Here is a 25,426-nt window from a genome sequence, read left to right on the forward strand (position 1 = left end):
ATTGCAGGAATCAGGCGATCGCAGTTCGCATTCAGCGCGACAGCCCGGGACGCTTGACGCGCTCCACGCCGGGCTCGCCGAGGTCGAAGGTGGTCACGCCGTTCACGGTGGCGTCGCTGCGCAGCGTCTCGGGATGCGCCAGCGTGCGCCGCATGTCGCGCGCGCCGGCCTCCCAATGCTCTTCGACGGCGGCGCGCGAGAACTCGTAGTCCTTCGATTCGACCTCGTAGGGCTTGTCGCGGTAGATCAGGTGGAAGATGTCGATCGGATGGTGCGTGAGCTCGGCCTGCACCGCGAGCACCGAAGGGTCGTTGCGCAGGTGCGCCGGCAGCTTGGAGATCAGGTCGGCAATGGCCTGCTGCAGGTTCAGGTTGGCGGCCAGTGCATCGGTGTTCATGCGGGTGCGGCTCGAATAGGTGATGTCCTTCTGCCGCTCCATCACGCCCGACAGCGTGCGCGGCATCTCGCCGCGTGCATTGAAAAGATCGACCTGCAGCACCACCAGCGGCTCGGAGCGCGGATGGATGTCGAGCACGTACTGCAGCGGCGTGTTCGAGACGATGCCGCCGTCCCAGTAATCGTCGCCATCGATGCTGACGGGCGCAAAGCCCGGCGGCAGCGCGCCGCTGGCCATGATGTGCTCGGGGCCGATGCGCTGGCGTGTGTTGTCGAAGTACACCGAGTTACCGGTGCGCACGTCGACCGCGCCTACGCTGAAGCGCGCCTCGCAAGCGTTGATGCGGTCGAAGTCGACCAGGCGCTCGAGCGTGGCCTTCAGCGGCGTCGTGTCGTAGTAGCTCAGGAGCGGCGCCGCGGCGCCCATCAGCAGCGCGGGCGAATAGCGCGGCTCGAAGAAGCCTGGAATGCCCACCAGCATCGCCATGCTGGCACTCCACTGGTTCTGCGTGGCGCGGTCGCCCAGCCATGAGGGCAGGCGCTGCGCCGGCCCGGAAGACACCAGGTGCCAGAACTCGCGCAGCCGTTCGACCCGCTTGTCGGGCGCGTTGCCCGCGATCAGCGCCGCGTTGATGGCGCCGATGGAGACGCCGGCAATCCAGTGCGGCTGCAGGTCGGTCTCGCTGAGCGCGGCATACACGCCGGCCTGGTAGGCGCCAAGGGCACCGCCGCCCTGCAGCACCAGCGCCTTGCGCGCGGCGCGCATGTCTTCGCGGCGGGCCTCGAAGGTGTTGAGGGTTTTCCTGCTTGCGGCACGTGGCTTACCGGGGGTCTTCGTCGTCATATGGCGTCATTTGACACCAGCCCGGCTGCCGCAAGCTGACCACTGCCCCTTACATCTTGGGCAGCATCTGTCCCCGGATTTCGCCGGCCGGATTGGCGGCGGTATGGATGTTGGCGTACCACTTGCCGGCGATCAGGTCGGCCGCCTGCGCCGGCGTGAGCGTGGCCTGGCCCTCGATCGGGCTGGCGGCGTTGGCAAAGGGCAGCACCACGCCGGCATTGGCGCCCGCGGCCGCAGGGCCGTGGAAGTGCGCGGCCGTAGCCGGGCCGCTCAGGCCGCTGTAGGTGATCTTGTACTTCAGGACATTGGTGTCCCGGTTGAGCCAGGCCTCCGCCAGGCCGCTGCCGCGCGTCATGTTCGGCGGCACTTCGCTGGCGGCGTTCATCGCGCCGCTGAAGCTCGCGGTGTTCGACCTGGACATCATTCCGCAGCCGGCCAGCGCGGCACTGGCCACGCCGGCGATGAGGGTTGCGCGCAAAAAGCTGCCATATCGGGTCATGAGCTTTATCTCCTGAGTTATGAAAACCGCTAAAGCATAGGCAGGCCTTGCCAATCGCCTTGTCGGCCACGACCGCGACTTTGCAGGCCGGGCGCAGGCTGAAAGAGAATGCGGCAATGAACCCTGCCGACCTGCCCACCGCCCGTGACATCGTCGACTTCTGGCGCCATGCCGGACCCGAACGATGGTTTGCCAAGGACGAAGCCTTCGACGCCGAATTCGGCGGGCGCTTTCTTGCCGCCCACGAAGCCGCCGCGCGCGGCGGGCTCGACCATTGGGCGCAGAACGCCGAGGGCGCCCTGGCGTTGCTGGTGCTGCTCGACCAGTTTCCACGCAACACCTGGCGCGGAAACGCCCGCATGCTGGCGACCGACGCCAAGGCGCTGGCCATCGCCCGCCAGGCGATCGAAGCCGGCTTCGACCTGAAGGCCGGCGAAGACCTGCGGCGCTTCTTCTACCTGCCCTTCATGCACTCCGAGTCGCTGGACGACCAGCAGCGCTCGGTCGAACTCAATGCGGCGCTCGATGCCAACACCCAACGCTTTGCGGTGCTGCACCGCGACATCATTGCGCGCTTCGGCCGCTTTCCGCACCGCAACAAGCTGCTCGGGCGCACCAGCAGCGCCGAGGAGCAGCGCTTCCTCGACGAGGGCGGCTTCGCGGGATAGCCAGGGCCTGCCCTAGCGCTGCGGCAGCGGATCCGAGCGCGTCGGCGAAGGATTCGCATCGCCGCGGCGCCCCATGTCCTTGAGCGAGCCATAGGTCTTGGCATACACCCAGGTGAATTCGGCCCCAAGCAGGAAGATCTGCGCCGAGTAGTACACCCACACCAGCACCACCACCAGCGAACCCGCGGCGCCGTAGCCCGAAGCCACGCTGCTCTTGCCGATGTACAGGCCGATGAGGTGCTTGCCGATGGTGAACAGCAGCGCGGTGACCGCCGCGCCCACCCACACGTCGCGCCACTGCACCTTGGTGCGCGGCATGATCTTGTAGATCATCGCGAAGATCACCGTCACCATCGCAAAGCTGAAGACGAAGTTCACCGCCTGCGCCAGCGCGGCCCAGCCGCCGAACACCGGCGCCCACCACTTGCTGAGCGCCGCCAGCGCCGCACTGGCCACCAGCGACACCATCAGCAGGAAGCCGATGGCCATGATCATGCTGAACGACAGCGCCCGCACGCGCAGCAGGTTGAAGATGCCTTTGCTCTTGGTGCGCGCCGGTGCCCGCCAGATGCGGTCGAGCGCGTCCTGCAGTTCGCCGAAGACGGTGGTTGCGCCGATCACCAGCAGGCCGATGCCGACCACCGTGGCCACGATGCCTTCGGCCGGCTTGTTGACCGCCTGCAGCATGCCCTGCACCGCGGCTGCGCCCTGCTCGCCCATGAGGCCGGAAAGCTGCGCGAAGATCTCGCCGCGCGCGGCCTCCTGGCCGAACACCAGGCCGGCCACCGAGATCACGATCAAGAGCAGCGGCGCAATCGAGAACACCGTGTAGTAGGCCAGTGCGGCGCCCATGCTCGGGGCGTAGTCGTTGGACCAGGAGGCGACGGCCTGCTTGCAGAGATCGAAGAGCGCGCGGATTTGCATGGCGGTGGAGTCTCCCGTTGAGTGATGCAGGGGCATGTCAGCCCGATGCCCGGCATGTTGCAGGCCTGGCTACGATAATCGCACCCACATGCATCCGTCTCCTTCAGGCGCGGCGGCGCCGCCCGCCCCTTCGCAACCGAAGTCGCCACGCGACCTTTTTGTTTCATTCACCTGGCTTGCGCTGCAGGGCTTCGGTGGCGTGCTCGCCATCGTCCAGCGCGAGATGGTGGAGAAGAAGCGCTGGCTCACGCCCGAGCAGTTCCTGGAAGACTGGGCCGTGGCCCAGGTGATGCCGGGGCCGAACGTGATCAACCTCGCGCTGATGATCGGCGACCGCTACTTCGGCCTGCGCGGCGCCATTGCCGCGGTGGCCGGCATGCTCGCGATACCGCTCGTCGTCATTCTTGTGCTGGCCGTTCTTTATGCCCACTACGCGGCAAACCCGCAGGTGGCCGCCGCGCTACGCGGCATGGGCGCGGTGTCGGGCGGGCTGATCGCCGCCACCGGCATCAAGCTGATTCCGCAGCTGCGCAAGCACCCGCTGGGCTTTGCCACCTGCCTGGCATTCGTCGCGCTGGTGTTCGGCGCCATCGCGCTGTTCAAGGTGCCGCTCGGCTGGGTGCTGCTGGCCGTGGGCAGCGTGGCGTGCGCTTGGACCTGGCGCAGGATCGGTCCATGAGCGCCAGCACCGCCGGGCCGCCCCAAGGTGCGAAGGCCCCCTCGGGGGGCAGCGAGGACACGCCAGTGCCGAGCGTGGGGGCCACACAGTGACCATCGCCATGCAATGGCACGACTGGCTCGCGCTTTTCGGCCAGTACCTGCTGCTGTCGCTGCTGTCGATCAGCGGCGCCATCACCACCGTCCCCGACATGCACCGCTACCTCGTTGCGCAGCACGGCTGGCTCACCGAGGCGCAGTTCAGTTCCTCGGTGGCCATCGCCCAGGCCGCGCCGGGACCGAACGTGCTCTTCGTCGCGCTGATGGGCTGGAACGTCGGGCTCAACGCGGGCGGCGGCATCGGTGCGGGGCCAGGTGCCTGGCTGCTGGGCCTGTTCGGGCTCATGGTCACCATGCTCGGCATCATGCTGCCAAGCACCACCCTCACCTACCTGGCCACGCGCTGGGGCCACCGCAACCGCGACCGCCGCGGCGTGCGCGCCTTCAAGCAGGGCATGGCGCCGGTGGTGGTGGGCCTGCTGATCGCCACCGGCTGGGTGCTGGCGGCGGGTAACCATGCCGGCGACGCGCCTGCATGGCATCTGTGGCTGCTGACCGCGGTGGCCGCGCTTATCGTCTGGCGCACGCGCATTCACCTGCTCTGGCTGCTGGGCGCGGGTGCGCTGCTCGGTGCCGTGGGCTTCGTCTGATCTGATCTTCGTTCTCTTTCAGGAAACAAACTCATGTCGCAACTCCGCTCGCTCGGCCGCTCCGGCCTCCTGGTTTCACCGCTTGCCTTCGGCGGCAACGTGTTCGGCTGGACGGCGGATGAGGCCACCTCGTTCCGCCTGCTCGATGCCTGGTTGGACGCGGGGTTCAACTTCATCGACACCGCCGACGTCTATTCGGCCTGGGTGCCGGGCCACACCGGCGGCGAATCCGAGACCATCATCGGCAAGTGGCTCAAGCAAAGCGGCAAGCGCAACCGCGTGGTGCTGGCCACCAAGGTCGGCAAGCCGATGGGCGAAGGCAAGTCGGGCCTCGCGCCGACCTACATCCGCGAAGCGGTGGAAGCCTCGCTCAAGCGCCTGCAGACGGACTTCATCGACCTGTACCAGTCGCACGACGACGATGCCGCCACGCCGCTCGAAGATTCGCTGCAGGCCTTCGACGAACTGATCAAGGCCGGCAAGGTGCGCGCCATCGGCGCCTCCAACTACAGCGCGCCGCGGCTGGCCGAGGCGCTCGACGTGTCGGAACGGCTGGGCATTGCGCGCTACGAGAGCCTGCAGCCGCTGTACAACCTCTACGACCGGGCGGTGTTCGAAGACGAGCTGGAGCCGCTGTGCCTGAAGCGCGAAGTGGGCGTGATCAATTTCTATGCGCTGGCGGCCGGCTTCCTGACCGGCAAGTACCGCACCGAGGCCGACGCCTCCAAGAGCGCGCGCGGCGCCAGCACCACCAAGAAGTACCTGAACCCGCGGGGCCTGCGCATTCTCGAGGCGCTCGACAAGGTGGCCCAGCAGTACAACGCCAAGCCGGGCCAGGTGGCCATTGCGTGGCAGATCGCACGCCCTTCGGTCACGGCACCGATCGCCAGCGCAAGCTCCATCGCCCAGTTGGAGGAGTTGGTGGTTGCCACCCAGCTGAAGCTCGATGCCGGCACCATCCAGATGCTGGACCGGGCCAGCGCCGAGACCCCTGCAGACGCCTGACCGGACGCGCGATGCGCTTGTTGGCGCCGATGCAGTAGTTCGTGCCGATCCGGTTCGCGCTAGCCGTCGACCGGATTCAGCGGCGTCGAGAGAATGCGCTGGTAGAAGGCCACGTCGAGCCAGCGGCCGAACTTGAACCCGGCCTGCCGCACGGTGCCGGCATGCTCGAAACCCAGGCGCTCGTGCAGCCCGATGCTGCCGGCGTTCGCGGCATCGATGGCGCCGACCATGACGTGCACGTCGCGCGCCACGGCTTCGACAATGATCCTCTCCATGAGTGTGCGGCCGAGGCCCGCACCGCGGTGGCCCGCCTCGACATACACCGAGTGCTCCACGGTGTACTTGTAGGCCGGGAAGGCGCGGAACGTGCCGTAGCTCGCGAAGCCCAGCAGCTTGCCGCTGTCGTCTTCCGCGCCGACCACGGGAAAGCCGTTGGCGCGCTTGGTGGCGAACCACGCCACCATGCTCTCGGGCGTGCGCGGCTTGTAGTCATACAGCGCGGTCGAATTGGCGATGGCCTCGTTGAGGATGGCAAGGATGGCGCCCGCGTGGGCTTCCTCGGTACAGGGGACCAGGCGCATGTTCGTTCCTTTCAGGTTGTTCAATTTCAGTCTGTCCAATATAGGAGAATAATAATCTCATATGAGAAACAATTCATCTCCGCCCGCCGAGCCCTCCGGCATCGACTCGCTCATCGCCAGCCGGCTCCTCGCGCTGCGCCAGGCCAAGGCGCTGAGCCTGGCCGAGCTGGCCGAACTCTCCGGCGTCAGCAAGGCCATGATCTCGAAGGTGGAGCGCGCGGAAAGCAGCCCGACGGCCGTGCTGCTGGGCCGGCTGGCCGCGGGCCTGGGCGTGCCGCTCGCACAGCTGCTGACGGAGGACAAGGGCTCGCCGCGCCGGCTGCGCACCCGGGCCGAACAGGAGGTCTGGCGCGATCCCGCGGCGGGCTACCTGCGGCGGCAGGTTGTCGAGCGCGCTGCGAGCGGCGGCGTCGAAATGGTCGAGATCGAATTGCCGCGCTCGGCGCAGGTCGCCTATCCGCGCTGGAGCGGCAAGCCCTACCGGCAGTGCCTGTGGATGCTCGAAGGCGCGCTGCGGGTGGACTACGGCGACGAGCGCTTCGAACTCACGCCCGGCGACTGCCTGGATTTCGGCGTCGACCGCCCGCTGGCCTTCAAGGCGCTCGGGCGCGCGGGCTGCCGCTACCTGCTGGTCGCCTCCCCCGCATAGCGGCGCGGAAGTAGTAGGCAAGTTCCCACAGCGACTGGAGACGACGGCCTGTGCCGCCGAGGGGGCCGGCCGGGATACTCCAAGGCATCAAAAGCTTCCGGGGGAACAAGCATGTCCTTTGCGCTCTACATGATCGGTTTTCTGATCTTCCTCGCCGGTGTCGCCTGGGGCGCCTCGGTGGCCGGCGTACCGACGCTCTACATCGGGATCGGTGCGCTGATCATCCTGGGCATCGGCATCTTCAGCGCGGTGGCCCGCACGCGGAGCAAGGACCCCTCCTGACTTGAACCGCGCCCCGATCGCAGTGCTGCGTCAGGCGCTGCGCTGCCGCATGGCCTCGTAGAGGCACACGCCGCTGGCCACGGAAACGTTCAGGCTCTCGACCGCGCCCGCCATGGGAATGCTCACGAGCTCGTCGCAGGTCTTGCGGGTGAGTTGGCGCATGCCCTCGCCTTCGGCGCCGAGCACCAGCGCCAGCGGCCGCTTGAAGTCGCTCTGGTAGAGGGTGCCGGGCGCATCGTCGCTGGTGCCGACGCACCAGATGCTGCGTTCCTTGAGTTCGTTCAGCGTGCGCGCCAGGTTGGTCACCATGAAGTACGGCACCGTTTCGGCGGCGCCGCTCGCCACCTTGGCCACGGTGGCGTTGATGCCAGCCGCATGGTCCTTGGGCGCGATCACCGCATGCGCCCCGGCGCCATCGGCCACGCGCAGGCAGGCGCCCAGGTTGTGCGGATCGGTTACGCCGTCGAGCACCAGCAAGAGCGGCACGGTGCCGGCCTCCTCCAGGCCTTCGAGCAGCTCATCGAGCGAACGGACCTGCGCAATGGGTTCGACCCGCGCGACCACGCCCTGGTGGCCATGGCTGCCGCTGAGCTTGGCCAGCCGCAGCCCGTCGGCCTCGACCAGCCGCACGCCGGCTTCTTGCGCGCGTGCGATGAACTGTTTCATGCGCGCATCGCGCCGGCTGGTGTCGAACATCACTTCGAGCACCGATTTCGGCGCGGTCTTGATGCGCACGCCTACGGCATGGAAGCCGAAGATCACTTTGGGGGAAGACATCCTCCGATTATCGAGGCCTGCACGCCCCGTCCTTCAGGCAATCGGCAATCCGCTGTGCGCGCGGGTGCGTTCGTCGTGCAGTTCCTGCACGGCCAGCGCGTTCGGATGCACCCGTGCGCTGTTGCCGGCGCTTTCCAGGTACCGGCAGGCGGCATGGCCTTCGGCGGCCTTTTCGTAGCGCGCGACCCAGGCGTCGCGCAGCGGCAGCTTCTCGGGGGACACGGGCCACACGCCCGGCCGCGGCCGAAGGTGCTCGCCGATGCCGATGCGCCAGGGCTTGGCGCTCAGGCGGGCGCGAAAGCAGTTCTGGTTGCGGCACATGCGCGCATAGACCTTGTCGACGCCCAGCGCATGGAAACAGTCGGCCACCGCCATGTCGGCCGGGCTGAAGACGTCGTGCATCGCCAGCACCCGGAAGCCGGCCGGCGTGCGGTAGAGGCGCAGGTGCCAGTCGGGGTGCTGGTGGACGAAGCGCCCGATGCGCTCGGCCGCGCGCTTTTCGGGCGTGGGGTTGCCGCTGGCCTCGCCGCGCTTCCTGGCCAAGCCGATGCGGTAGGCCACGGCAAAGACCACGACGGCCGCGATCAGCCCGCCCAGCCAGGTCTTGGCGGTCCAGCCGCCGACGATGCCCGCGATCAGCGCAGGCACCAGCGCAAAGCCGAACACGCTGCCGCGCAGGGGTTCGTCGAAGTCGATGTCGACGAACAACACGTCGGGCGTGTTGAGGCAGCGCGCGCCGTAGCTGTTGCGGGTGATGACGGTATCGCCCTGCCGCTCGACGATCTCTTCGCGGATGGGCACGCCTTCGGCCCCGTTGTAGGCCAGCTTGCGCTCGCGGCGGTTGAGCTGTTCGCCCGCGGCGATGCGCTCGAACGCCTCTTGCGTGCGCTGGTCGGCATGCGCCTGTGCGGCGATCGGGCTTTCATCGGACCAGCCGTAGCGCCGCACCGTGATCTGCTTGCCCGCCACCTGCTCCTGGATGCGGCCTTCGGCCCAAAACTGGGGAACGATCATGCCTGCAGCGAAGCCACCAGCACAGGCGTCGACTCATTGAGCGCCATGCGCCCGGCCTCGATGGTGATGCGGCGCTCGCACTGGGCCGCAATGCCGCGGTCGTGCGTGACCAGCACGAGCGTGGTGCCGAGCTCGCGGTTGAGGTCGAACATCAGCCGCATGACCTGCTCGCCGGTCGCGAAGTCGAGGCTGCCGGTGGGCTCGTCGGCCAGCAGCAGGGCCGGCTGCACCACGAAGGCCCTGGCCAGCGCCACGCGCTGCTGCTCGCCGCCCGAAAGCACCTTGGGATAGTGGCCGAGCCGCTGCCCGAGGCCGACGCGCCCAAGCATCTCGGTGGCGGCCTTGCGCGCGTCCTTGCGGTCGGCCAGTTCGAGCGGCAGCATCACGTTCTCGAGCGCGCTCAGGTTGCCCAGCAGCTGGAAGCTCTGGAACACGAAGCCCACGCGCTGGGCGCGCAGCGCGGCGCGCTCGTCCTCGTCGATGGCGAAAATGTCATCGCCCGCGAGCCTGACGGTGCCGCGCGTGGGCGTGTCGAGCCCGGCAATGATCGACAGCAAGGTGCTCTTGCCCGAACCCGAGGCACCGACGATGGCGGCGGTTTCCCGCGCACCCAGGGTGAAATCGATGTTCTGCAAAATGTCGAGCGTACCGGTCGAGTCGGTCACGGACTTGAACACATGCTCGACTGCGACAATGGCATCAGACGGGGGTTGGGACATGGAAAGGCTTTTCGTTTTGAAACGACGTGACTTTATCTTGAGCGCTGCAGCATTCGGCAGTGCAGGGGCTTGGACGGCGGGCCATGCGCAGGCCGCCGCGCCCGGCAAACCGGTCATCCTGGTGCTCGGCGATTCGCTGAGCGCCGAATACGGCCTGAAGCGCGGCGAAGGCTGGGTGCCCCTGCTCGAGAAGCGGCTCGCAGAGCAGAAAATCCCGGCCACGGTGGTCAATGCCAGCATCAGCGGCGACACCAGTTCGGGTGGACGCGCCCGCTTTGCCTCGCTGCTGGCGCAGCACAAGCCCAGCCACGTGGTGGTCGAGCTGGGCGCCAACGACGCGCTGCGAGGCCTGCCGCTGCAGAACACCGAGGACAACCTGCTGCAGATCACCAAGGCAGCGCAGGCGGCGGGCGCCAAGGTGCTGATCGTCGGCATCCAGGTGCCGCCCAACTACGGCGGCGACTACACGCGGCGCTTCGAGGCCGTGTTCGGCAAGGTGGCCAGCACCACCAAGGCGGCGCTGGTGCCCTTCCTGCTCAAGGGCGTGGCCGACGCGCCCGACGCGCTTGCGCTGTTCCAGGCCGATCGCATCCATCCCACGGCCGCCGCGCAGCCGCAGCTGCTTGACAACGTCTGGCCGGAGCTGCGCAAACTGCTCGCGGCCAAGTAGGCCTGCGGAAACAAAAAAGCCGCTCCAGGCCCGAGGGCCCGCAGCGGCTTTTTTGTCGAGAGCCTTGATTTGGGATCAGCCGTTCTTGGTCGGCAGATCGGGCACCGTCGGCGGATCGCGTTCGAGCGAGGCCACGTCGGTTTCCGGGTCACCCGGGGCCAGGCCTTCGCTGCTCGGGGAGAGCTTGCGATTGGCCTTTTCGCGGAGCTTCTCTTCCTTTTTCTTCTTCTTGGCCAGCTCCTTCTGGCGCTTTTCGTAGCCGTAATTGGGTGTTGCCACTGTTCTCTCCTTGAACGAGGCAGTCAAAGCGACTGCGTGTCATCCAACTGTAAGCGATAACGGTGCACCCAAAGCCCGCGGAGCGGACTCGCCCTGCATCCGGAAAACTTCGCTTACATCCGCGCGAGCGCCTGCCGCAGGTCGGCCCGCAGGTCTTCCACATCCTCCAGGCCGACCGAGAAGCGCACCAGCGTCCCCTTGTGCGGCCAGTGCGCCACGCTGGCATCGCGCATCAAGCCGATGTCGTAGGGCACCACCAGGCTCACCGGGCCGCCCCACGAATAGCCGAGGCGGAACAGGTTCAGGCTGTCGCAGAAGCGGTCGACCTGCTCGGTGCTGTAGCTTTCGTCGAACACGACCGAGAACAGGCCGGCCGCCAGATCCGTGGCGCCGCACAGCGCACGCCAGTTCGCATGGCCGGGCGACTCCTCGAGTGCGGGATGGAGCACCTGCGCGATTTCCTCGCGGCCGGCGAGCCAGCGCGCCAGCTCGCGCGCCGAACGGTCGTGCGCGGCATAGCGCAGCCCGATGCTCGGCAGCGACCGCAGCAGCGTTTCCACGTCGCCGACGCCGACGCCGAAGCCCGTGCGCATGTGGGTGAGCTTGAGCGCGCGGTGCAGCCGCTCGTCGCGCGTGACCACGCTGCCCATCAGCACGTCGCCGCCGCCGCTCGGGTATTTGGTGAGCGCGTGCACCGAGATGTCCACGCCCTGCCCGCTGCCGTTGAAATCGAAGGGCGCGAATGCCAGGCCCGCGCCCCAGGTGTTGTCCAGCGCCGTCACCACGCCGCGCGCGCGGCAGGCTTTCACGAGCGCCGGCAGGTCGGGAAACTCCATCGTCACCGAGCCCGCCGCCTCGAGCCACACCAGCCGCGTGCGGTCCGAGAGCCTGGCGGCCAGATCGGACGGGTTCATCGCGTCGTACATGCGGTGCGTGATGCCGAAGTTGGCCAGTTCGCCGGTCGCCAGTGCCTTGTTGGGGCCGTAGGCGTTGTCGGGAATCAGCACTTCGTCGCCGCTCTTCAGGAAGGCGAAGGAAACCAGCGAAATGGCGGCAAGCCCGCTCGGCACCAGCAGGCACTCGGTGCCGCCTTCGAGCGTGGCCAGGCGTTCCTCGAGCGTGAAGGTGGTCGGCGTGCCGTGCAGGCCGTAGGTGTAGCCGGCCTTGGTCTTCCAGTCGCGCGCGCGCATCGCGGCCACATCGGCAAAGAACACGGTCGATGCCTTGTAGATGCCAGGCTGCGGCGCGGCGAAGTTGGCGGGGGGCTTGTAGGGGTGGTGGATCAGGGTCGTGGAAGGCTTGCTCATGGCCCGATGCTAGCGCGGCAATCCGCCGCACAATGCGCCGATGGGCAACTGCCTGTTTTCCTCGAGAGCCACGCCATGCCGCAGCTGACGAGACTGCCCTCCCCTTGCCTTCGGCCCTACGTGCGGCTGATGTGGGCCTCGGCCCCCGCGGGTGCGGCCGCCGAGCAGCCGGGCGCGCGCGAGCATGTGCTGCCCACCGGGGGCATGCACCTGGTGTTCCGGCTCGCCGGACCGCCGCTGCGCCTGTTCCGCGACGACGCCGACACGCACGGCTACACGGTGGGCTACGCCATGGTGGGCGGGACCCGCTGCGCGTTTTTCGTGCGCGACGTGTCGGTCGAGACGTGCTCGGTCGGCGTGATGCTGCAACCGGGCGCGGCCAGGGCGCTGCTCGGCGCACCGGAAGACGCACTGGCCGGGTGCCACACGCCGCTCGAAGCGCTCTGGGGAGCGAACGCGGGCTTCGCGCTCGAGCAACTCCACGGCACCGTCTCCCTCGCGCGTCAGCTCGCGATCCTCGATGCCCTGCTGAGCGCGCGCCTGTCCGCCTCCGCCGCGCATGGCCTGCACCCCGCGGTGGCGCAGGCGCTGGCCGGCCTGACCGGCGCCGGCGGCGACCCCAAAACCGGCGCGATACGCGAGTTGGTGAGGCAGAGCGGCTACAGCCACCGGCGCTTCATCGCACTCTTTCGCGGCATGACCGGCATCGCACCCAAGCAGTACGCGCGCATGCTGCGCTTCGACCGCGTGATCGGGCAGTTCGCACTGAATCCGGCCCAGCCCTGGGTCGAGCTGGCGCTGGATGCCGGCTACAGCGACCAGGCGCACTTCAGCCGCGAATTCCTTGCGATCGCCGGCATGTCGCCCGAGGCCTATCGGCGCGCGGCCCCGATGTCCTCGCGCCACGTGCAGGTCTGAGCCCCTGCCGGCAGGTCAATTTTGTTCAAGACGATGCGTGCCGCGGCAGCCAGAATCGCCGGCATCCCATCAACCCGAGCGGACATCGACATGGCCATCCACGAACTGTTCCCCTACCTCTGCGTCGACGATGCCGGCGCCGCCATCGACTTCTATTGCAAGGTCTTCGAAGTCAAGGAGATCTTCCGGCTCACCGAGCCGAGCGGCCGCATCGGCCATGCGGAGCTCGACTTCCACAACGGCGCGATCCTCATGATCTCGGACGAGTTCGCCGAGTACAACATCCGCAGCGCCAAGACGCTGGGCGGTACCGCAGTGACGCTGCACCTGCACGTGGACGATGCCGACGCCGTGGTGGCGCGTGCCGTGGCGGCCGGCGCCACGCTCGACATGGCGCCGCAGGACCAGTTCTACGGCGAGCGATCGGGCGTGTTCCGCGACCCCTTCGGCCATCGCTGGAACGTAGGCCACAGCATCGAGAAGCTGACGCCGGAAGAAATGCAGCGGCGCTACACCGCGATGTTCGACACGGCTGCGCCCCGCGACTCGTAAATCTCAAAGCGCCCAGTCCAGCACCCCCTCGGAACCGGCTTTGCCGGGCCGCCGGTTGCGCCCCCCCAGTGGGGGAAGGCGCCGAAGGCGCTTCGGGGGAGGTCTTAAACCGACCACTTCTCCAGCAGCTTCTCGGCACCGAGCGAGTCGTAGCCTTCGAAGGGCTGGTGGATCCACGGGTTGGTCGGCAGGTACTCGACCGAGTAGTCGGGCGTGAAGGTCGACAGCGCCTTGGTCCAGATCACCGCGCTGCGCAGTTCGGTGATCGGCTTGTAATTGTTGCGCAGCATGTCCATCACCGCATGCAGCGTGTGGCCCGAGTCGGCCAGGTCGTCCACCAGCAGCACCCTGCCGGCAATCTCGCCCTTGGGCGTGGTGATGAAGCGCGCGATGTCCAGATGCCCCTGCACCGTGCCGGCATCGGCGCGGTACGAGCTGGTCGACATGATCGCCAGCGGCTTGTCGAAGATGCGCGAAAGCACGTCGCCCGGCCGCATGCCGCCGCGCGCGAGGCACAGGATGGTGTCGAACTGCCAGCCCGACTGGTGGATCTTGATCGCGAGCTTCTCGATCAGATTGTGGTACTCGTCGTAGCTGACGTAGAGATGCTTGCCGTCTTCGGTCAACATGGTCTGGTTCGGTCCTGTTCAGTCGGCGAGATAGGGGTGGCGCATCATGATCGTGTGGTCGCGATCAGGGCTCGTGGAAACCATGTGGATCGGCACGCCCGTGATCTGCTCGATGCGCTGCAGGTAGAGCCGTGCGTTCACAGGCAGCTTGTCGTACTGCGTGACGCCGACGGTGCTCTCGCTCCAGCCTTCGAGGGTCTCGTAGATGGGCGTGCAGCGCTCGATTTCATCTGCGCCCATGGGCAGGATGTCGGTGGTCTCGCCGTCGAGCTCGTAGCCGGTGCACAGCTCGAGCTTTTCGAGCCCGTCGAGCACGTCGAGCTTGGTGATGCACAGGCCTGACAGGCCGTTGACCTGCGCCGAGCGCTTGAGCAGCGCGGCGTCGAACCAGCCGCAGCGGCGGCTGCGGCCCGTGGTGACGCCCTTTTCGGCGCCCACGGTGCTCATGTGGTAGCCCGGCGTGCCCGGTGTGGCCCAGTCGAGTTCCGTGGGGAACGGACCGCCGCCCACGCGCGTGCAATAGGCCTTGGTGATGCCCAGGATGTAGTGCAGCATGCCCGGGCCCACGCCCGAACCCGCAGCGGCATTGCCGGCCACGCAGTTGCTCGATGTGACGTACGGATAGGTTCCGTGGTCGACGTCGAGCAGCGTGCCCTGCGCGCCTTCGAACAGCAGGTTGGCGCCGGCCTTGTGCGCGTCGTTCAGCTCGCGCGACACGTCGGCCATCATCGGCTTGAGCAGCGCGGCATGGCGCATGGCCTCGTCGAACACCAGGTCGAAGTCGATGGCGGGCGCGCCGAGCACCTGCGTCAGCACATGGTTGTGCAGGTCGAGCAGCACGCGCAGCTTGGTCGCGAAACGCTCCGGGTGCTTCAGGTCCTGCACGCGCAGCGCGCGGCGCGCGATCTTGTCTTCGTAGGCCGGGCCGATGCCACGGCCGGTGGTGCCGATCTTCTCGACGCCGCCCTTTTCGCGGTACGTTTCCCGTGCGATGTCGAGCGCCGCGTGGAAAGGCAGGATCAGCGGGCAGGCTTCGCTGATGCGCAGGCGCGAACGCACCTCGACGCCGGCCTTCTCCAGCCCTTCGATTTCCTCGAACAGCTTGGCAGCCGAAAGCACCACGCCGTTGCCGATGTAGCACTTGACGCCCGGCCGCATGATCCCGCTGGGAATCAGGTGCAGCGCGGTCTTCACGCCGTTGATGACCAGCGTGTGGCCCGCGTTGTGGCCGCCCTGGAAGCGGACCACGCCCTGGGCGCTTTCCGTCAGCCAGTCGACCAGCTTGCCCTTGCCTTCATCGCCCCATTGGGTGCCGACGACGACCACGTTTCTTCCGGTGGTTACGCTCATGCTCGTTCCATTACTTCAAAAATTCAGATGGCTCGGACTTGCCATTGCCCTGCGTGCTCGACGAGCTCGCGGTCGCAATGGAATTCATCGATTTCGCTGCCGTGGCCCGGCAGTACGCGGACCACGATCTCGCCGGCCTTGCGCAGCCCGGCAATGGCATCTCGCAGGCCGGCTGCATCGCTCCAGGGCGCGCGGATGGCGGCACGCAGCGGACGCGCCGGCAGCACGCCGACCAGTTCGCGCACGTCCAGGCTGAAGCCGACCGCCGGCCGGTTGCGGCCGAACACGGCGCCGACTTCGTCGTAGCGCCCGCCGCGCACCAGCGCATCGGCCGCGCCCGGCACGTAGATGCCGAAACGCATGCCGCTGTAGTAGGCGTAGCCGCGCAGGTCGGCCAGGTCGAAACTGATCTGCCGCGCCGGATCGGCGCCGAGGCTCGCGGCCAGTTGCTTCAATCCGTCCAGCGCCGCGCTCACGGCCGGCGTGCCCTTGAGGGCCTTGGCGGCCTCGTCGAGCACCGACGCATCGCCATACAGCTGGACCAGTGCGCGCAGCCCGTCGCGCGACGAAGCCGGGAAATTGCGCGTCAGCGCATGCAGCTCGCTCGCATCCTTGGCAACCAGCGCCGCATGCACGCGCGCCAGCATGGCGGCATCGACCGGCACGCCGGCAAACAGCGCCCGCACGATGCGCGCATCCGCCAGGTCGACGATCACGCCGTCCTTCAGGCCCGACGCATGCAGGCAATCGAGCGCCAGCAGCAGCACTTCGGTGTCGGCCTCGAGCCCCGCATGACCATAGATTTCGGCCCCGAACTGCAGCGGCTCGCGCGTGGCGTGCGGCCGGTCGGGGCGGGTGTGCAGCACCGGTCCGCAATAGCACAGCCGTGCCACGCCTTCGCGATTCAGCAGGTGGGCATCGATCCGCGCCACCTGGGGCGTGGTGTCGGCCCTGAGGCCCATGCTGCGGCCGGAGAGCTGGTCGACCAGCTTGAAGGTTTGGAGGTCGAGCGCCTCGCCGGTGCCGGACAGCAGCGACTCGAGGTGCTCGAGCAGCGGCGGCATCACCAGCTCGTAGCCATAGCCACGGGCGGTATCGAGCAGCTGGCGTCGAAGTTCTTCGATGTGGCGCGCCTCGGAAGGCAGCACATCGGCAATGTGATCCGGGAGGACCCAGGCGGACATGGGGATCGGGGGCGTGGTTAAACCGGGATTCTACCGGGCCGCGCTACCCCAGCAGCCAAAGAAGGGCCAAACCCATCAAGATGCTGCAGAGTCCGAAGAAGCGCAACTGGCCGTCGCGCAGCTGCATGAGCTGCCCGAAACCGCGCCGCCACCCGCCCGGCGAGACGAAAGGCAGGATGCCCTCGATCACCAGGACGAGCGCCAGCGCACTCCAGAAGATTTCGGCGCTCACGGGCGGCCCGGCGCCGGATCAGCGGCGTGGAGGAGCGTTGCCTGCGGGCGTGCCAGCGCTCTGCATGGCGCGGAAGAAGTCCGACGACGGGTCGAGCACCATCACGTCGCTCTTCTTGTTGAAGCTCTGCTTGTAGGCGTCCAGGCTACGGTAGAACTGCGCGAACTGCGGATCGCGGCCGAAGGCCTCGCTGTACGCAGCGGCAGCCTGGGCATCGCCCTCGCCTTTGATCTTCTGGGCATCGCGGTAGGCGTTCGCCACGATCACTTCGCGCTGGCGGTCGGCGTCGGCGCGGATCTTTTCACCTTCAGCCGTGCCGGTCGAACGCAGTTCATTCGCCACGCGCTTGCGCTCGGCCTCCATCCGGCGGTAAACCGATTCGGTGATGGCTTCCACATAGTCCACACGCGTGATGCGCACGTCGACCACGTCCACGCCCCAGGGCTTGGAGCCCTTCACCACGGCCAGCACTTCGCGCTGCACGTCGGCCATCAGCGCTTCGCGGCGCACCGAGATCAGGTCGCGCACAGTGCGCTTGTTGATGTTTTCCTGGAACGCGTTGCGCACCACGCGGTTGAGCTGCGTGGCGCCCGCGTTTTCGTCGAGGCCGACGTTGCGGATGTAGGCCTGCGGATCGGTGATGCGCCAGCGCACGTACCAGTCGATCACCACACGCTGCTTCTCGGCCGTGAGCATCGGCTCGGTGTCGAGGCTGGAGAGCGTGAGCAGCCGCTTGTCGATGTACGACACGTTCTGGAACGGCGGCGGCAGCTTGAAGTTGAGGCCGGGCTCGGTAATGACGCTCTTGATCTGGCCCAGGGCATAGACCACGCCGAACTGGCGCTGGTCGACCACGAAGAGGGTCGAGCTCAGCAGCACGAGCAAGACGAGGATCGACGAGGCGATGAATCCGATTCTGTTCATGTTCTTCCTGGCCTTTTCAACGCACGTCGCGATCACGCGAACGGCCATCGCGGGCGCGGCTCTCGCTCGATGGCGGCACCACCGGAATCACCGACGACTGGGCTGGCGCAGTACCCGCCACGCTGGGACTGGCCGCATCGACCGGCGTTGCGGCCGGGTTGCTGCCGCTCAGCTGCATGAGCTTGTCGAGCGGCAGGTACAACAGGTTGGAGCCTTGCTTGGTATCGACCAGCACCTTGGTGGTGCTGGCATAGATCTGCTGCATGGCGTCGGTGTACATGCGGTCGCGGGTGACCTGCGGCGCCTTCTGGTACTCGGCCAGCACCGCACTGAAGCGGCCGGCATCGCCCTGTGCCTGCGCGACGATGCGCGCCTTGTAGGCTTCGGACTCTTCCTTGAGACGCGAGGATGTACCGGCGGCAAGCGGCACGACCTGGTTGGCATAGGCCTGTGCATCGTTCTTGGTGCGCTCGCGCTCCTGGCCGGCCTTGAGCACATCGTCGAACGCTGCCTGCACCTGCTCGGGAGGGCGCACCCCCCCCTGCTGCAAGTTGATGCCGACGACTTCGACACCGATCTTGTAGCGGTCGAGGATGGTTTGCATCAACTGCCGCACGCGCGGGGCGATCTGGTCACGCTCCTCGGCCAGCGCCGCATCCATCTTCATCTTGCCGACCACTTCGCGCACGGAGCTCTCGGCCACCTGCACGATGGTTTCGGCCGGCGACTTGCTCTCGTAGAGCCAGGCCTGCGCATTGCTCAGGCGGTACTGCACGGCGAACTTGATTTCGACGATGTTCTCGTCTTCGGTCAGCATGGCCGACTCGCGCAGGCCGGTCGAACGCACGATGGCGTCGCGGCCCACGTCGGTCGAGCGGATCTGCGTGGTCACCACCACCTCGTGGCGCTGAATGGGGTACGGCAGGCGCCAGTTGAAGCCGGCATTCACCGTCGACTTGTAGCGGCCGAACTGCGTCACCACGGCCTGCTGGCCTTCGTTCACGATGAAGAAGCCGGTCCCAAGCCAGATGAGAACGGCAACCGCCGCGACCAATCCGAGCCCGAAGCCGGCATTCTTCATGTCCGGCCGATAGCCGTTGCCGCCACCACCATTGCCGCCGCCGCTGGGGCGATTGCCGCCGCCCTTGCCGCCGAAGAAGCCCCCCAGCTTGCGGTTGAGGTCGCGCCAGAGTTCGTCGAGGTCGGGCGGCCCCTGGTTCGGGCCCTGGCCGCGGGGGCGGTTGCCGTTACCGTTGTTGTTGCCCGAAGGCGGTGGCGTCGGCGCGCCCGGCGGGTCTGCGTCGGGAGGCCGGTTGCCGGTCGGGCGGTCGCCGTTGGACGACGGCTCGTCGCCACGGCCCCATCGGCCATCGTTCAGGTTGAACATGCCCAGAAACCCTCTCCACGCTGGCTTTGCATTCATTCGCTTCGTTCTCTTGTCAGTGGCGGGATTGTGCCCAATCAATTGGCGGTGTCGTGCAATTCAGTGTCGGCCTCTGGGGTCATCGCATCGCCCAGGGAGCCCGACCGGCGTGCCAGCTCGGCGCGCAGCAGGGGCAGGCCCTCGCCGCTGCGGGCGCTGAGGAAGATGCGCGGAACCCGCACGCCGTCGATTTCCATGTCGTCCTGCAGATGCAGCGGGTGCTGCGAAGTTTCAAGGGCATCGAGCTTGTTGAACACCAGAAGCTGCGGAACTGTGTCGGCGCCGATGTCGCGAAGAACGGACTGCACCTCGGCCATCTGCTCCGGGTAATGCGGATTGGAGGCATCCACCACGTGCAGCAGCAGGTCGGCATCGACAGCCTCCTGCAGCGTGGCCTTGAAGGCATCGACCAGTCCGTGCGGCAGGTCGCGAATGAAGCCGACGGTGTCGGAAATCGAGACCTGCCTGCGGGCATCGCCCAGGTAGAGGTTGCGCGTGGTGGTGTCGAGCGTGGCAAAGAGCTGGTCGGCCGCGTACGCGCGAGCCTTGACCAGTGCATTGAACAGCGACGACTTGCCGGCGTTGGTATAGCCCACGAGCGAGATGTTGAAGGTCTCGCGGCGCTCGCGCTGGCGGCGCTGCGTGCCGCGCTGCTTCTGCACCTTGGCCAGGCGCTCACGCGTGCGCTTGATCGATTCGCTGATCATCCGGCGGTCGAGCTCGATCTGCTTTTCACCGGGACCGCCGCGCACACCCGCACCGCCCGTCTGGCGCTCCAGGTGGGACCAGCGGCGCACCAGGCGCGTGCTCAGGTACTGCAGGCGAGCCAGCTCGACCTGCAGCTTGCCCTCATGGGAGCGGGCGCGCTGGGCGAAGATCTCAAGGATGAGGAAGGTCCGGTCGTACACCGCCACGTCGAGCTGGCGCTCGAGGTTGCGCTGCTGCGCCGGGCTCAGCGACTGGTCGAAGATGACCTCGCTGGCCTGGTGCATGGCGGCCAGTTCCTTGATTTCGTCGGCCTTGCCGCTGCCGACGAACAGGGCCGCATCGGGCGCCTTGCGCTTGCAGACGAGGCGCGCGACAGGCGCGAGGCCCGCGGTCTGCGCGAGCAGGCCGAGTTCCTCGAGTTCGCTGTCGAAATGGGGCAGCCCGAAATCGACGCCGACGAGAACGGCGGCGCCTTCCTGGCGGGAGTTCAGTTCAGACAAGCGGGATCAATATGGAAAAAGCGCGGCGGGGTTACCGCCGCGCTCCGCGCGATCAGGCTGCGGCGTCGTCGTTCTCGGCAGCCGAGAAGTTGACGGCACGACCCGGCACGATGGTGGAGATGGCGTGCTTGTAGACCATTTGCGTCACCGTGTTGCGAAGCAACACGACGTACTGGTCGAAAGACTCGATCTGGCCCTGCAGCTTGATACCGTTCACCAGGTAAATGGAGACCGGCACATGCTCGCGACGCAGGGTGTTCAGAAACGGGTCTTGTAGAAGTTGCCCTTTATTGCTCACGATATTCTCCGTGTTCAAGAGTAGTTGTTGGAGAGATGACCTTAACACAGGGTTTCTGCGCTGCAGCAATCGGGGTCAAAAGCCTTTGAAAAATAACGTCTCTCAAAAGGCGGAACTTTCGACCCGGCCATGGCTCATTAGCGGCCATCGGCAGCCAAGCGCGCTCAATCGTCCTTGTCTGCAAAGGGATTTTGCGAGCTTTTGAACTGGATGCGCAAGGGCGTGCCCACCAGATCGAACTCCTTGCGGAAGCGCCCTTCGAGAAAGCGCTTGTAGGCCTCGGTGACGTGCTCCAGCGAATTGCCATGGATGATGATCACCGGCGGATTCATGCCGCCCTGGTGCGCATAGCGCAGCTTGGGCCGGAACATGCCCGCGCGCTTGGGCGACTGGAACTGCACGGCCTCCAGCAGCAGCCGGGTCAGGACGGGCGTCGACATCTTCCGCGTGGCCGACTTGTGGGCCTGCGCAATGGCCTGCCACACCGGGCCCAGGCCCTGGCGCTTGATGGCCGAGATGAAATGCAGCGATGCGAACTTGAGGAACGGCAGCCGGGTCTCGATCTGGCGCTGGATCTGCTCGCGCTGGTAGCTGTCGACTGCGTCCCACTTGTTGATGGCAATCACCACCGCGCGCCCGCTTTCGAGGATATAGCCGGCGATGTGCGCGTCCTGGTCGGTCACGCCCTGCGTGGCATCGAGCAGCAGCAGCACGACGTTGGCCGACTCGATGGCCTGCAGCGTCTTGACCACCGAGAACTTCTCGATCGCCTCGAACACCTTGCCCTTGCGGCGCAGGCCGGCCGTGTCGATCAGTTCGAAGCGCTGCCCGTTGCGCTCGAACGGCACCGAGATGGCGTCGCGCGTGGTGCCCGGCAAGTCGAACGCCACCAGGCGCTCTTCACCGAGCCAGGTGTTGATCAGCGTGGACTTGCCGACGTTCGGCCGCCCGGCCACCGCCAGCTTGATGGGCTTGTTGACGTCGTCCTCGTCCGCCTCGTCGTCGGGATCGGGCAGGTTCAGCGGCGCGAGCGCCAGCTCGACCAGGTCGCGCATGCCCTGCCCGTGCGCCGCGGACACGCCGTGCACGTCGCCGAAGCCGAGTTCGTAGAAATCGACCAGCTTGGTGCCGTCGTGCATGCCTTCGGCCTTGTTGGCTGCCAGCACGCAGGGCTTGCCGAGCCGGCGCAGCTCGTTGGCAATGTCGTGGTCCTGCGCCGAGAGGCCTTCGCGGGCGTCGACCACGAAGATCACGACATCGGCCTCGGCCACGGCCTGCCGCGTCTGCTTGGCCATTTCCTTGTAGATGCCGCTGCCCGCATCGGGCTCGAAGCCGCCGGTGTCGATCACGATGAACTCGTGCTTGCCCAGGCGGCCGTTGCCATAGTGGCGGTCGCGCGTGAGTCCGGCAAAGTCGGCGACGATGGCGTCACGCGTCTGCGTCAGGCGGTTGAAGAGGGTCGACTTGCCGACGTTGGGCCGCCCGACCAGGGCCACGACCGGCTTCATGGCCGGCCTTTCAGGGGCGCGGTTTTCATGGTCGGGCCTTGCAAAGAGTTATTCAGGGCGATATCCAAACACACCGCCGTTGGCGGTCACCACGACCACCGTGTTGCCGGCCATCACCGGGGTGACGCCAATGGCAGAGCCATCGGGCGTGACGCGATTGAGCAGCGCACCATCCTCGCGTGAAACGAAGTGGAGCGTTCCGTTGTCCTCGCCGATCACCAGCGAACGCCCCACCGCCAGCGGCCCGGTCAGGATGCGGTTCTTGAAGCGGGTCGATTGCCAGGCGCGCTCGCCGTCGGAACGGCGCCAGGCCGTGACGCTGCCATCGGCCTCGGTGCCGTAGACGAAGCCCTCATCGCCGCTGACGCCCTCGGCGCCCACGGCAGGCTTGCTCCAGAGCAGCTGGCCGCGCAGCGTGTCGACGCAGCCGACATTGGCGTAGTAGGCACGGGCGCACACGGTGTCGCCGATGCGGCTCACGCTGCCCGTCAGGTCGACCAGGCGCTCCACGTCGTTGGTGCCGCGCGGGGCCGCAATGGGGGCTTCCCAGCGCGAGGTGCCATTGGCCGGGTTGATGCCGACCAGCCGGCCGCCGATGCCCGAGATCAGCGTATCGCCCACGGCGATCAGCACGCCCGACTTCTTGAGCACGAGGTTCTCGGCCGTGCGCTGCTGCAGCCAGAGGCGGCGGCCGCTCTGGCCATCCCAGGCGCTGATGCTGCGGTCGGCGGTCTGAACGAAGACGCGGCGGCCGGCCACCAGCGGCGCGGTGAAGGCCTGGGCCGAGAGCCGCTGCTTCCACAGGACCTTGCCGCCTTCGATGGCCACGAGTTGGTTGTCGGCGGTGACCACTGCGGCCAGCGAGCCGTCGCTGCCGACGCCTGCTGCGAGCTTGGCACCCGCGTTCGCGCGCCAGGTTTCGCGGCCGGCACGGGCGTCGATGGCCACCACGGTGCCGTCGCTGCCGGCCACGGTGACGATGTCGCCGCTGACGTCGGTGGCCAGCGGGAAGCCCACGGCCGGGATGCGCACGCTCCAGGCCTGGCGCACGCCGAACAACGCGGGGTTGGCGGGCAGTTCGGCCGGCTTGGGCTTGCTGGTGCCCGAGCAGGCAGCCAGCATCGCGACCAGAACAATGGCCGAACCTGCACGCAGGACGGACGACTCAGGCATGAAACGCTTGAAATTCATAGTGCGATCAGGAATTTTTGGGGGCTGCCGGCGTGACCGTGATCACGGGTGCCAGGCTCTTCGGATCGACGCCAGCGGCGTTGAGCTTGAATTCGACCAGGCGCCGGTAGTCGGATGCCGGGCCAAGGCCGGTCCACGCCTTGCGGTATTCGGCCTGCGCTTCGGCGCGCTTGCCCTGGGCCATGTAGATGTCGCCCTTGCGGTCGGCCACGAGCGGCTCGAACTCCTTGGGCACGTCGCCGGAGAGCTGCTTGAGCGCTTCGTCGTACGACTTGCTGTCGAGCAGTTCGGCCGCCAGCCGCAGCTTGGCAACGGCCTTGTAGCCCGGATCGACAGCGCTTTGCGCAACCCAGCCGAGCGCCGCCTGCGAGGCCTCGAGGTTGCCCTTCTCGTACAGCGCCTTGGCGGCCAGCAGGCCCGCCTGCTGTGCATAGGCGGTGCCGGCGAAGCGTTCCTTCATGTCGCCGAGCACGCGCTGGATGCGTTCCACGTCGCCGGACTGCGTGCTGCGCTCGACCTCGTCGTAGAGGGCAGCGGCCTGCGCCGCCTTGTTGCGCTGGAAATATTGCCAGCCGTTCCAGGCCACGAAGGCCCCGGCCGCGAGCAAAACCACCCAGGTGATCAGGGTGCCGTAGGTGTTCCAGAAATGCTTGAGCTGGTCGAGCTGTTCCTGTTCGTCGAGATCGAGATGGGTTGCCATGCGTATCAGATGTTGGGAGCCGGCGATTGTAGGGTGGCGGCCCAGGTGGCCACCTCGGAGAGCGGCTGCGCCACCTGTTCGCCACCGCCCTCGCGCAGCGATTTGACGGTGACTTCGCCACGCGACAGTTCGTCTTCGCCAAAGATCAGCGCATAGCGCGCTCCGCTCGCGTCGGCCTTCTTGAACTGCGCCTTCATGCTGCCGCCGCCTGCATGCTGCAGCACGCTGACCCCAGCGGCGCGCAACTGCTCGAGCACGGCCATGACCTGCGGCAGCGCGGCGGCCGACGGCACGACGGCGTAGGCCGTGGGCGCCGCGGCGGGCACCGGCAGGCGGAGTTCCTGGATCAGCAGCAGCAGCCGCTCGATGCCCAGGCCGAAGCCGACGGCCGGCGCGGGCTTGCCGCCCATCTGGCCGATGAGGCCGTCATAGCGCCCTCCTCCGCAGACGGTGCCCTGAGAGCCGAGCTGGTCGGTGACCCATTCGAAGACGGTCAGGTTGTAGTAGTCCATCCCGCGCACCAGGCGCGGGTTGACGCGGTAGGCCAGCCCCGCAGCGTCGAGCACGGCGCGCACCGCATCGAAGTGCGCGCGCGACTCCTCGCCGAGGAAGTCCATCAGTTGGGGCGCAGCCTCGACCACCGCCTGCATGGCGGGATTCTTGGTATCCAGGATACGCAGCGGATTGCTGTGCAGGCGTCGCTGCGCGTCGGCATCGAGCACGTCGGCATGCGCCTCGAAATGGCGGATCAGCGCTTCGCGGTGCGCCTGGCGCTCGGCCGGCTGGCCCAGGCTGTTGATCTCCAGGCGCACGTGCTCGCCCTCGACCAGCCCGAGCTCGCGCCACAGCGCCCGCACCATGAGGATCAGTTCGGCGTCCACGTCCGGGCCGGGAAAGCCCAGCGCCTCGACGTCGAGCTGGTGGAACTGGCGGTAGCGGCCCTTCTGGGGACGCTCGTGGCGGAACATCGGCCCCATCGTCCACAGGCGCAGCGGGCCGTTGTAGAGCGCGTTGTGCTCGACCATGGCGCGCACGATGCCGGCGGTGGCCTCGGGGCGCAGCGTGAGCTTGTCGCCGTTCATCGCGTCGGTGAAGGAGTACATCTCCTTCTCGACGATATCGGTCACCTCGCCCAGTCCGCGCACAAACAGCGCCGTGGGCTCGACCACCGGCGTCAGCATGTACTGGTAGCCGTAGCGGGCCAGGAGCCCGCGCACCGTCTGCTCGAACCACGACCAGAGGGCCGAATCGGGCAGGCGGTCGATGCGCGGCACGCTCGCCGGCAATATGTCGTTCATGCCTTTGACGGCATTGATCTTGTCAGCCAT

Annotated in this window: 30 protein-coding genes; 9 read left to right on the forward strand and 21 right to left on the reverse strand. The window is 67.3% G+C overall.

Annotated features, from left to right (window positions below):
* Positions 1-31 precede the first annotated feature (31 nt).
* The gene (locus tag L1081_RS09270) at positions 32-1,240 is read right to left on the reverse strand and encodes a patatin-like phospholipase family protein (RefSeq protein ID WP_489416154.1); all 1,209 of its coding nucleotides are present in this window, start codon (positions 1,238-1,240) and stop codon (positions 32-34) included.
* 49 nt (positions 1,241-1,289) lie between these two features.
* Positions 1,290-1,739 carry a CHRD domain-containing protein gene (locus L1081_RS09275; RefSeq protein ID WP_489416155.1) on the reverse strand — a complete coding sequence of 150 codons (450 nt, stop codon included), beginning with the start codon at positions 1,737-1,739 and terminating at the stop codon, positions 1,290-1,292.
* A 116-nt stretch (positions 1,740-1,855) separates the two neighbouring features.
* On the opposite strand from L1081_RS09275, the gene L1081_RS09280 reads away from it, so the two are divergent.
* Complete coding sequence (locus tag L1081_RS09280) at positions 1,856-2,407, forward strand: DUF924 family protein (protein ID WP_489416156.1); 552 nt, start codon at positions 1,856-1,858, stop codon at positions 2,405-2,407.
* Positions 2,408-2,419: 12 nt separating this feature from the next.
* On the opposite strand, the gene L1081_RS09285 is transcribed toward L1081_RS09280, so the two are convergent.
* The gene (locus L1081_RS09285; RefSeq protein ID WP_489416157.1) at positions 2,420-3,331 is read right to left on the reverse strand and encodes a YhjD/YihY/BrkB family envelope integrity protein; all 912 of its coding nucleotides are present in this window, start codon (positions 3,329-3,331) and stop codon (positions 2,420-2,422) included.
* Between the two features lie 88 nt (positions 3,332-3,419).
* On the opposite strand from L1081_RS09285, the gene L1081_RS09290 reads away from it, so the two are divergent.
* From L1081_RS09290 to L1081_RS09300, 3 genes are all read left to right on the forward strand, one after another.
* Complete coding sequence (locus L1081_RS09290) at positions 3,420-4,010, forward strand: chromate transporter (RefSeq protein WP_489416158.1); 591 nt, start codon at positions 3,420-3,422, stop codon at positions 4,008-4,010.
* Positions 4,011-4,110: 100 nt separating this feature from the next.
* Positions 4,111-4,698 (forward strand): chromate transporter, encoded by a 588-nt coding sequence (locus L1081_RS09295; RefSeq protein ID WP_489416159.1) that lies wholly within the window; start codon positions 4,111-4,113, stop codon positions 4,696-4,698.
* 33 nt (positions 4,699-4,731) lie between these two features.
* Positions 4,732-5,703 (forward strand): aldo/keto reductase, encoded by a 972-nt coding sequence (locus tag L1081_RS09300; RefSeq protein ID WP_489416160.1) that lies wholly within the window; start codon positions 4,732-4,734, stop codon positions 5,701-5,703.
* 59 nt (positions 5,704-5,762) lie between these two features.
* Here the strand turns inward: L1081_RS09300 and L1081_RS09305 are convergent, their stop codons facing one another.
* Positions 5,763-6,284, reverse strand: coding sequence for a GNAT family N-acetyltransferase (locus L1081_RS09305; protein WP_489416161.1), 522 nt, complete (start codon positions 6,282-6,284; stop codon positions 5,763-5,765).
* 61 nt (positions 6,285-6,345) lie between these two features.
* Between L1081_RS09305 and L1081_RS09310 the strand changes: the two genes are divergently transcribed.
* The gene (locus tag L1081_RS09310; RefSeq protein WP_489416162.1) at positions 6,346-6,933 is read left to right on the forward strand and encodes a helix-turn-helix domain-containing protein; all 588 of its coding nucleotides are present in this window, start codon (positions 6,346-6,348) and stop codon (positions 6,931-6,933) included.
* Positions 6,934-7,044: 111 nt separating this feature from the next.
* Positions 7,045-7,215: a hypothetical protein gene (locus L1081_RS09315; protein WP_021006995.1), complete on the forward strand. Its 171-nt coding sequence runs from the start codon at positions 7,045-7,047 to the stop codon at positions 7,213-7,215.
* Between the two features lie 30 nt (positions 7,216-7,245).
* On the opposite strand, the gene rlmB is transcribed toward L1081_RS09315, so the two are convergent.
* Genes rlmB through L1081_RS09330 form a run of 3 tightly spaced genes read right to left on the reverse strand, consistent with a single transcriptional unit; the run spans position 7,246 to position 9,725 of the window.
* Entirely contained in the window at positions 7,246-7,992 is a 747-nt protein-coding gene (gene rlmB, locus L1081_RS09320) for a 23S rRNA (guanosine(2251)-2'-O)-methyltransferase RlmB (RefSeq protein WP_489416163.1), read from the reverse strand.
* Between the two features lie 33 nt (positions 7,993-8,025).
* Entirely contained in the window at positions 8,026-9,006 is a 981-nt protein-coding gene (locus L1081_RS09325; protein WP_489416164.1) for a hypothetical protein, read from the reverse strand.
* On the reverse strand, positions 9,003-9,725 hold the full coding sequence (locus L1081_RS09330) for an ABC transporter ATP-binding protein (protein ID WP_012747325.1): 723 nt from the start codon (positions 9,723-9,725) through the stop codon (positions 9,003-9,005). Before L1081_RS09330 ends, L1081_RS09325 begins: the two co-directional genes overlap by 4 nt.
* Between L1081_RS09330 and L1081_RS09335 the strand changes: the two genes are divergently transcribed.
* Positions 9,724-10,395 (forward strand): GDSL-type esterase/lipase family protein, encoded by a 672-nt coding sequence (locus tag L1081_RS09335; RefSeq protein WP_489416165.1) that lies wholly within the window; start codon positions 9,724-9,726, stop codon positions 10,393-10,395. The two genes, L1081_RS09330 and L1081_RS09335, sit on opposite strands and share 2 nt — an antisense overlap.
* Before the next feature lie 75 nt (positions 10,396-10,470).
* On the opposite strand, the gene L1081_RS09340 is transcribed toward L1081_RS09335, so the two are convergent.
* Positions 10,471-10,674: a hypothetical protein gene (locus L1081_RS09340; RefSeq protein WP_047785064.1), complete on the reverse strand. Its 204-nt coding sequence runs from the start codon at positions 10,672-10,674 to the stop codon at positions 10,471-10,473.
* A gap of 113 nt (positions 10,675-10,787) precedes the next feature.
* A complete protein-coding gene (locus tag L1081_RS09345; RefSeq protein ID WP_489416166.1) occupies positions 10,788-11,981 on the reverse strand; it encodes a cystathionine beta-lyase in 1,194 nt (397 codons plus the stop codon).
* A gap of 75 nt (positions 11,982-12,056) precedes the next feature.
* Here L1081_RS09345 and L1081_RS09350 point away from each other — a divergent pair, with 75 nt between their 5' ends.
* On the forward strand, positions 12,057-12,899 hold the full coding sequence (locus L1081_RS09350; RefSeq protein ID WP_489416167.1) for a helix-turn-helix domain-containing protein: 843 nt from the start codon (positions 12,057-12,059) through the stop codon (positions 12,897-12,899).
* 90 nt (positions 12,900-12,989) lie between these two features.
* On the forward strand, positions 12,990-13,451 hold the full coding sequence (locus L1081_RS09355; RefSeq protein WP_489416168.1) for a VOC family protein: 462 nt from the start codon (positions 12,990-12,992) through the stop codon (positions 13,449-13,451).
* 104 nt (positions 13,452-13,555) lie between these two features.
* Here L1081_RS09355 and L1081_RS09360 read toward each other — a convergent pair whose 3' ends face one another.
* The 12 genes from L1081_RS09360 to hisS form a co-directional block, all read right to left on the reverse strand.
* Positions 13,556-14,080: a phosphoribosyltransferase family protein gene (locus tag L1081_RS09360; protein ID WP_489416169.1), complete on the reverse strand. Its 525-nt coding sequence runs from the start codon at positions 14,078-14,080 to the stop codon at positions 13,556-13,558.
* Between the two features lie 18 nt (positions 14,081-14,098).
* On the reverse strand, positions 14,099-15,430 hold the full coding sequence (locus tag L1081_RS09365; RefSeq protein WP_012747317.1) for an adenylosuccinate synthase: 1,332 nt from the start codon (positions 15,428-15,430) through the stop codon (positions 14,099-14,101).
* A 23-nt stretch (positions 15,431-15,453) separates the two neighbouring features.
* On the reverse strand, positions 15,454-16,614 hold the full coding sequence (locus tag L1081_RS09370) for an ATP phosphoribosyltransferase regulatory subunit (protein WP_489416170.1): 1,161 nt from the start codon (positions 16,612-16,614) through the stop codon (positions 15,454-15,456).
* Positions 16,615-16,657: 43 nt separating this feature from the next.
* The gene (locus tag L1081_RS09375; RefSeq protein WP_021006983.1) at positions 16,658-16,846 is read right to left on the reverse strand and encodes a DUF2065 domain-containing protein; all 189 of its coding nucleotides are present in this window, start codon (positions 16,844-16,846) and stop codon (positions 16,658-16,660) included.
* Positions 16,847-16,864: 18 nt separating this feature from the next.
* Positions 16,865-17,770 (reverse strand): protease modulator HflC, encoded by a 906-nt coding sequence (gene hflC, locus L1081_RS09380; protein WP_489416171.1) that lies wholly within the window; start codon positions 17,768-17,770, stop codon positions 16,865-16,867.
* A gap of 16 nt (positions 17,771-17,786) precedes the next feature.
* Complete coding sequence (gene hflK / locus L1081_RS09385; protein ID WP_319432059.1) at positions 17,787-19,157, reverse strand: FtsH protease activity modulator HflK; 1,371 nt, start codon at positions 19,155-19,157, stop codon at positions 17,787-17,789.
* 74 nt (positions 19,158-19,231) lie between these two features.
* Entirely contained in the window at positions 19,232-20,401 is a 1,170-nt protein-coding gene (gene hflX, locus L1081_RS09390; RefSeq protein ID WP_489416172.1) for a GTPase HflX, read from the reverse strand.
* Between the two features lie 52 nt (positions 20,402-20,453).
* On the reverse strand, positions 20,454-20,699 hold the full coding sequence (hfq, locus tag L1081_RS09395; RefSeq protein ID WP_012747311.1) for an RNA chaperone Hfq: 246 nt from the start codon (positions 20,697-20,699) through the stop codon (positions 20,454-20,456).
* 164 nt (positions 20,700-20,863) lie between these two features.
* On the reverse strand, positions 20,864-22,207 hold the full coding sequence (der, locus tag L1081_RS09400) for a ribosome biogenesis GTPase Der (RefSeq protein ID WP_018902785.1): 1,344 nt from the start codon (positions 22,205-22,207) through the stop codon (positions 20,864-20,866).
* A gap of 48 nt (positions 22,208-22,255) precedes the next feature.
* Complete coding sequence (bamB, locus tag L1081_RS09405) at positions 22,256-23,398, reverse strand: outer membrane protein assembly factor BamB (RefSeq protein WP_489416173.1); 1,143 nt, start codon at positions 23,396-23,398, stop codon at positions 22,256-22,258.
* Positions 23,399-23,405: 7 nt separating this feature from the next.
* Complete coding sequence (locus tag L1081_RS09410) at positions 23,406-24,098, reverse strand: YfgM family protein (protein ID WP_319432055.1); 693 nt, start codon at positions 24,096-24,098, stop codon at positions 23,406-23,408.
* A 5-nt stretch (positions 24,099-24,103) separates the two neighbouring features.
* Positions 24,104-25,426, reverse strand: coding sequence for a histidine--tRNA ligase (gene hisS / locus L1081_RS09415; RefSeq protein ID WP_489416174.1), 1,323 nt, complete (start codon positions 25,424-25,426; stop codon positions 24,104-24,106).

It is taken from the genome of Variovorax sp. MSC1_012, from assembly GCF_023667525.1.
Classification (GTDB): Bacteria; Pseudomonadota; Gammaproteobacteria; order Burkholderiales; family Burkholderiaceae_C; genus Variovorax; species Variovorax beijingensis_B.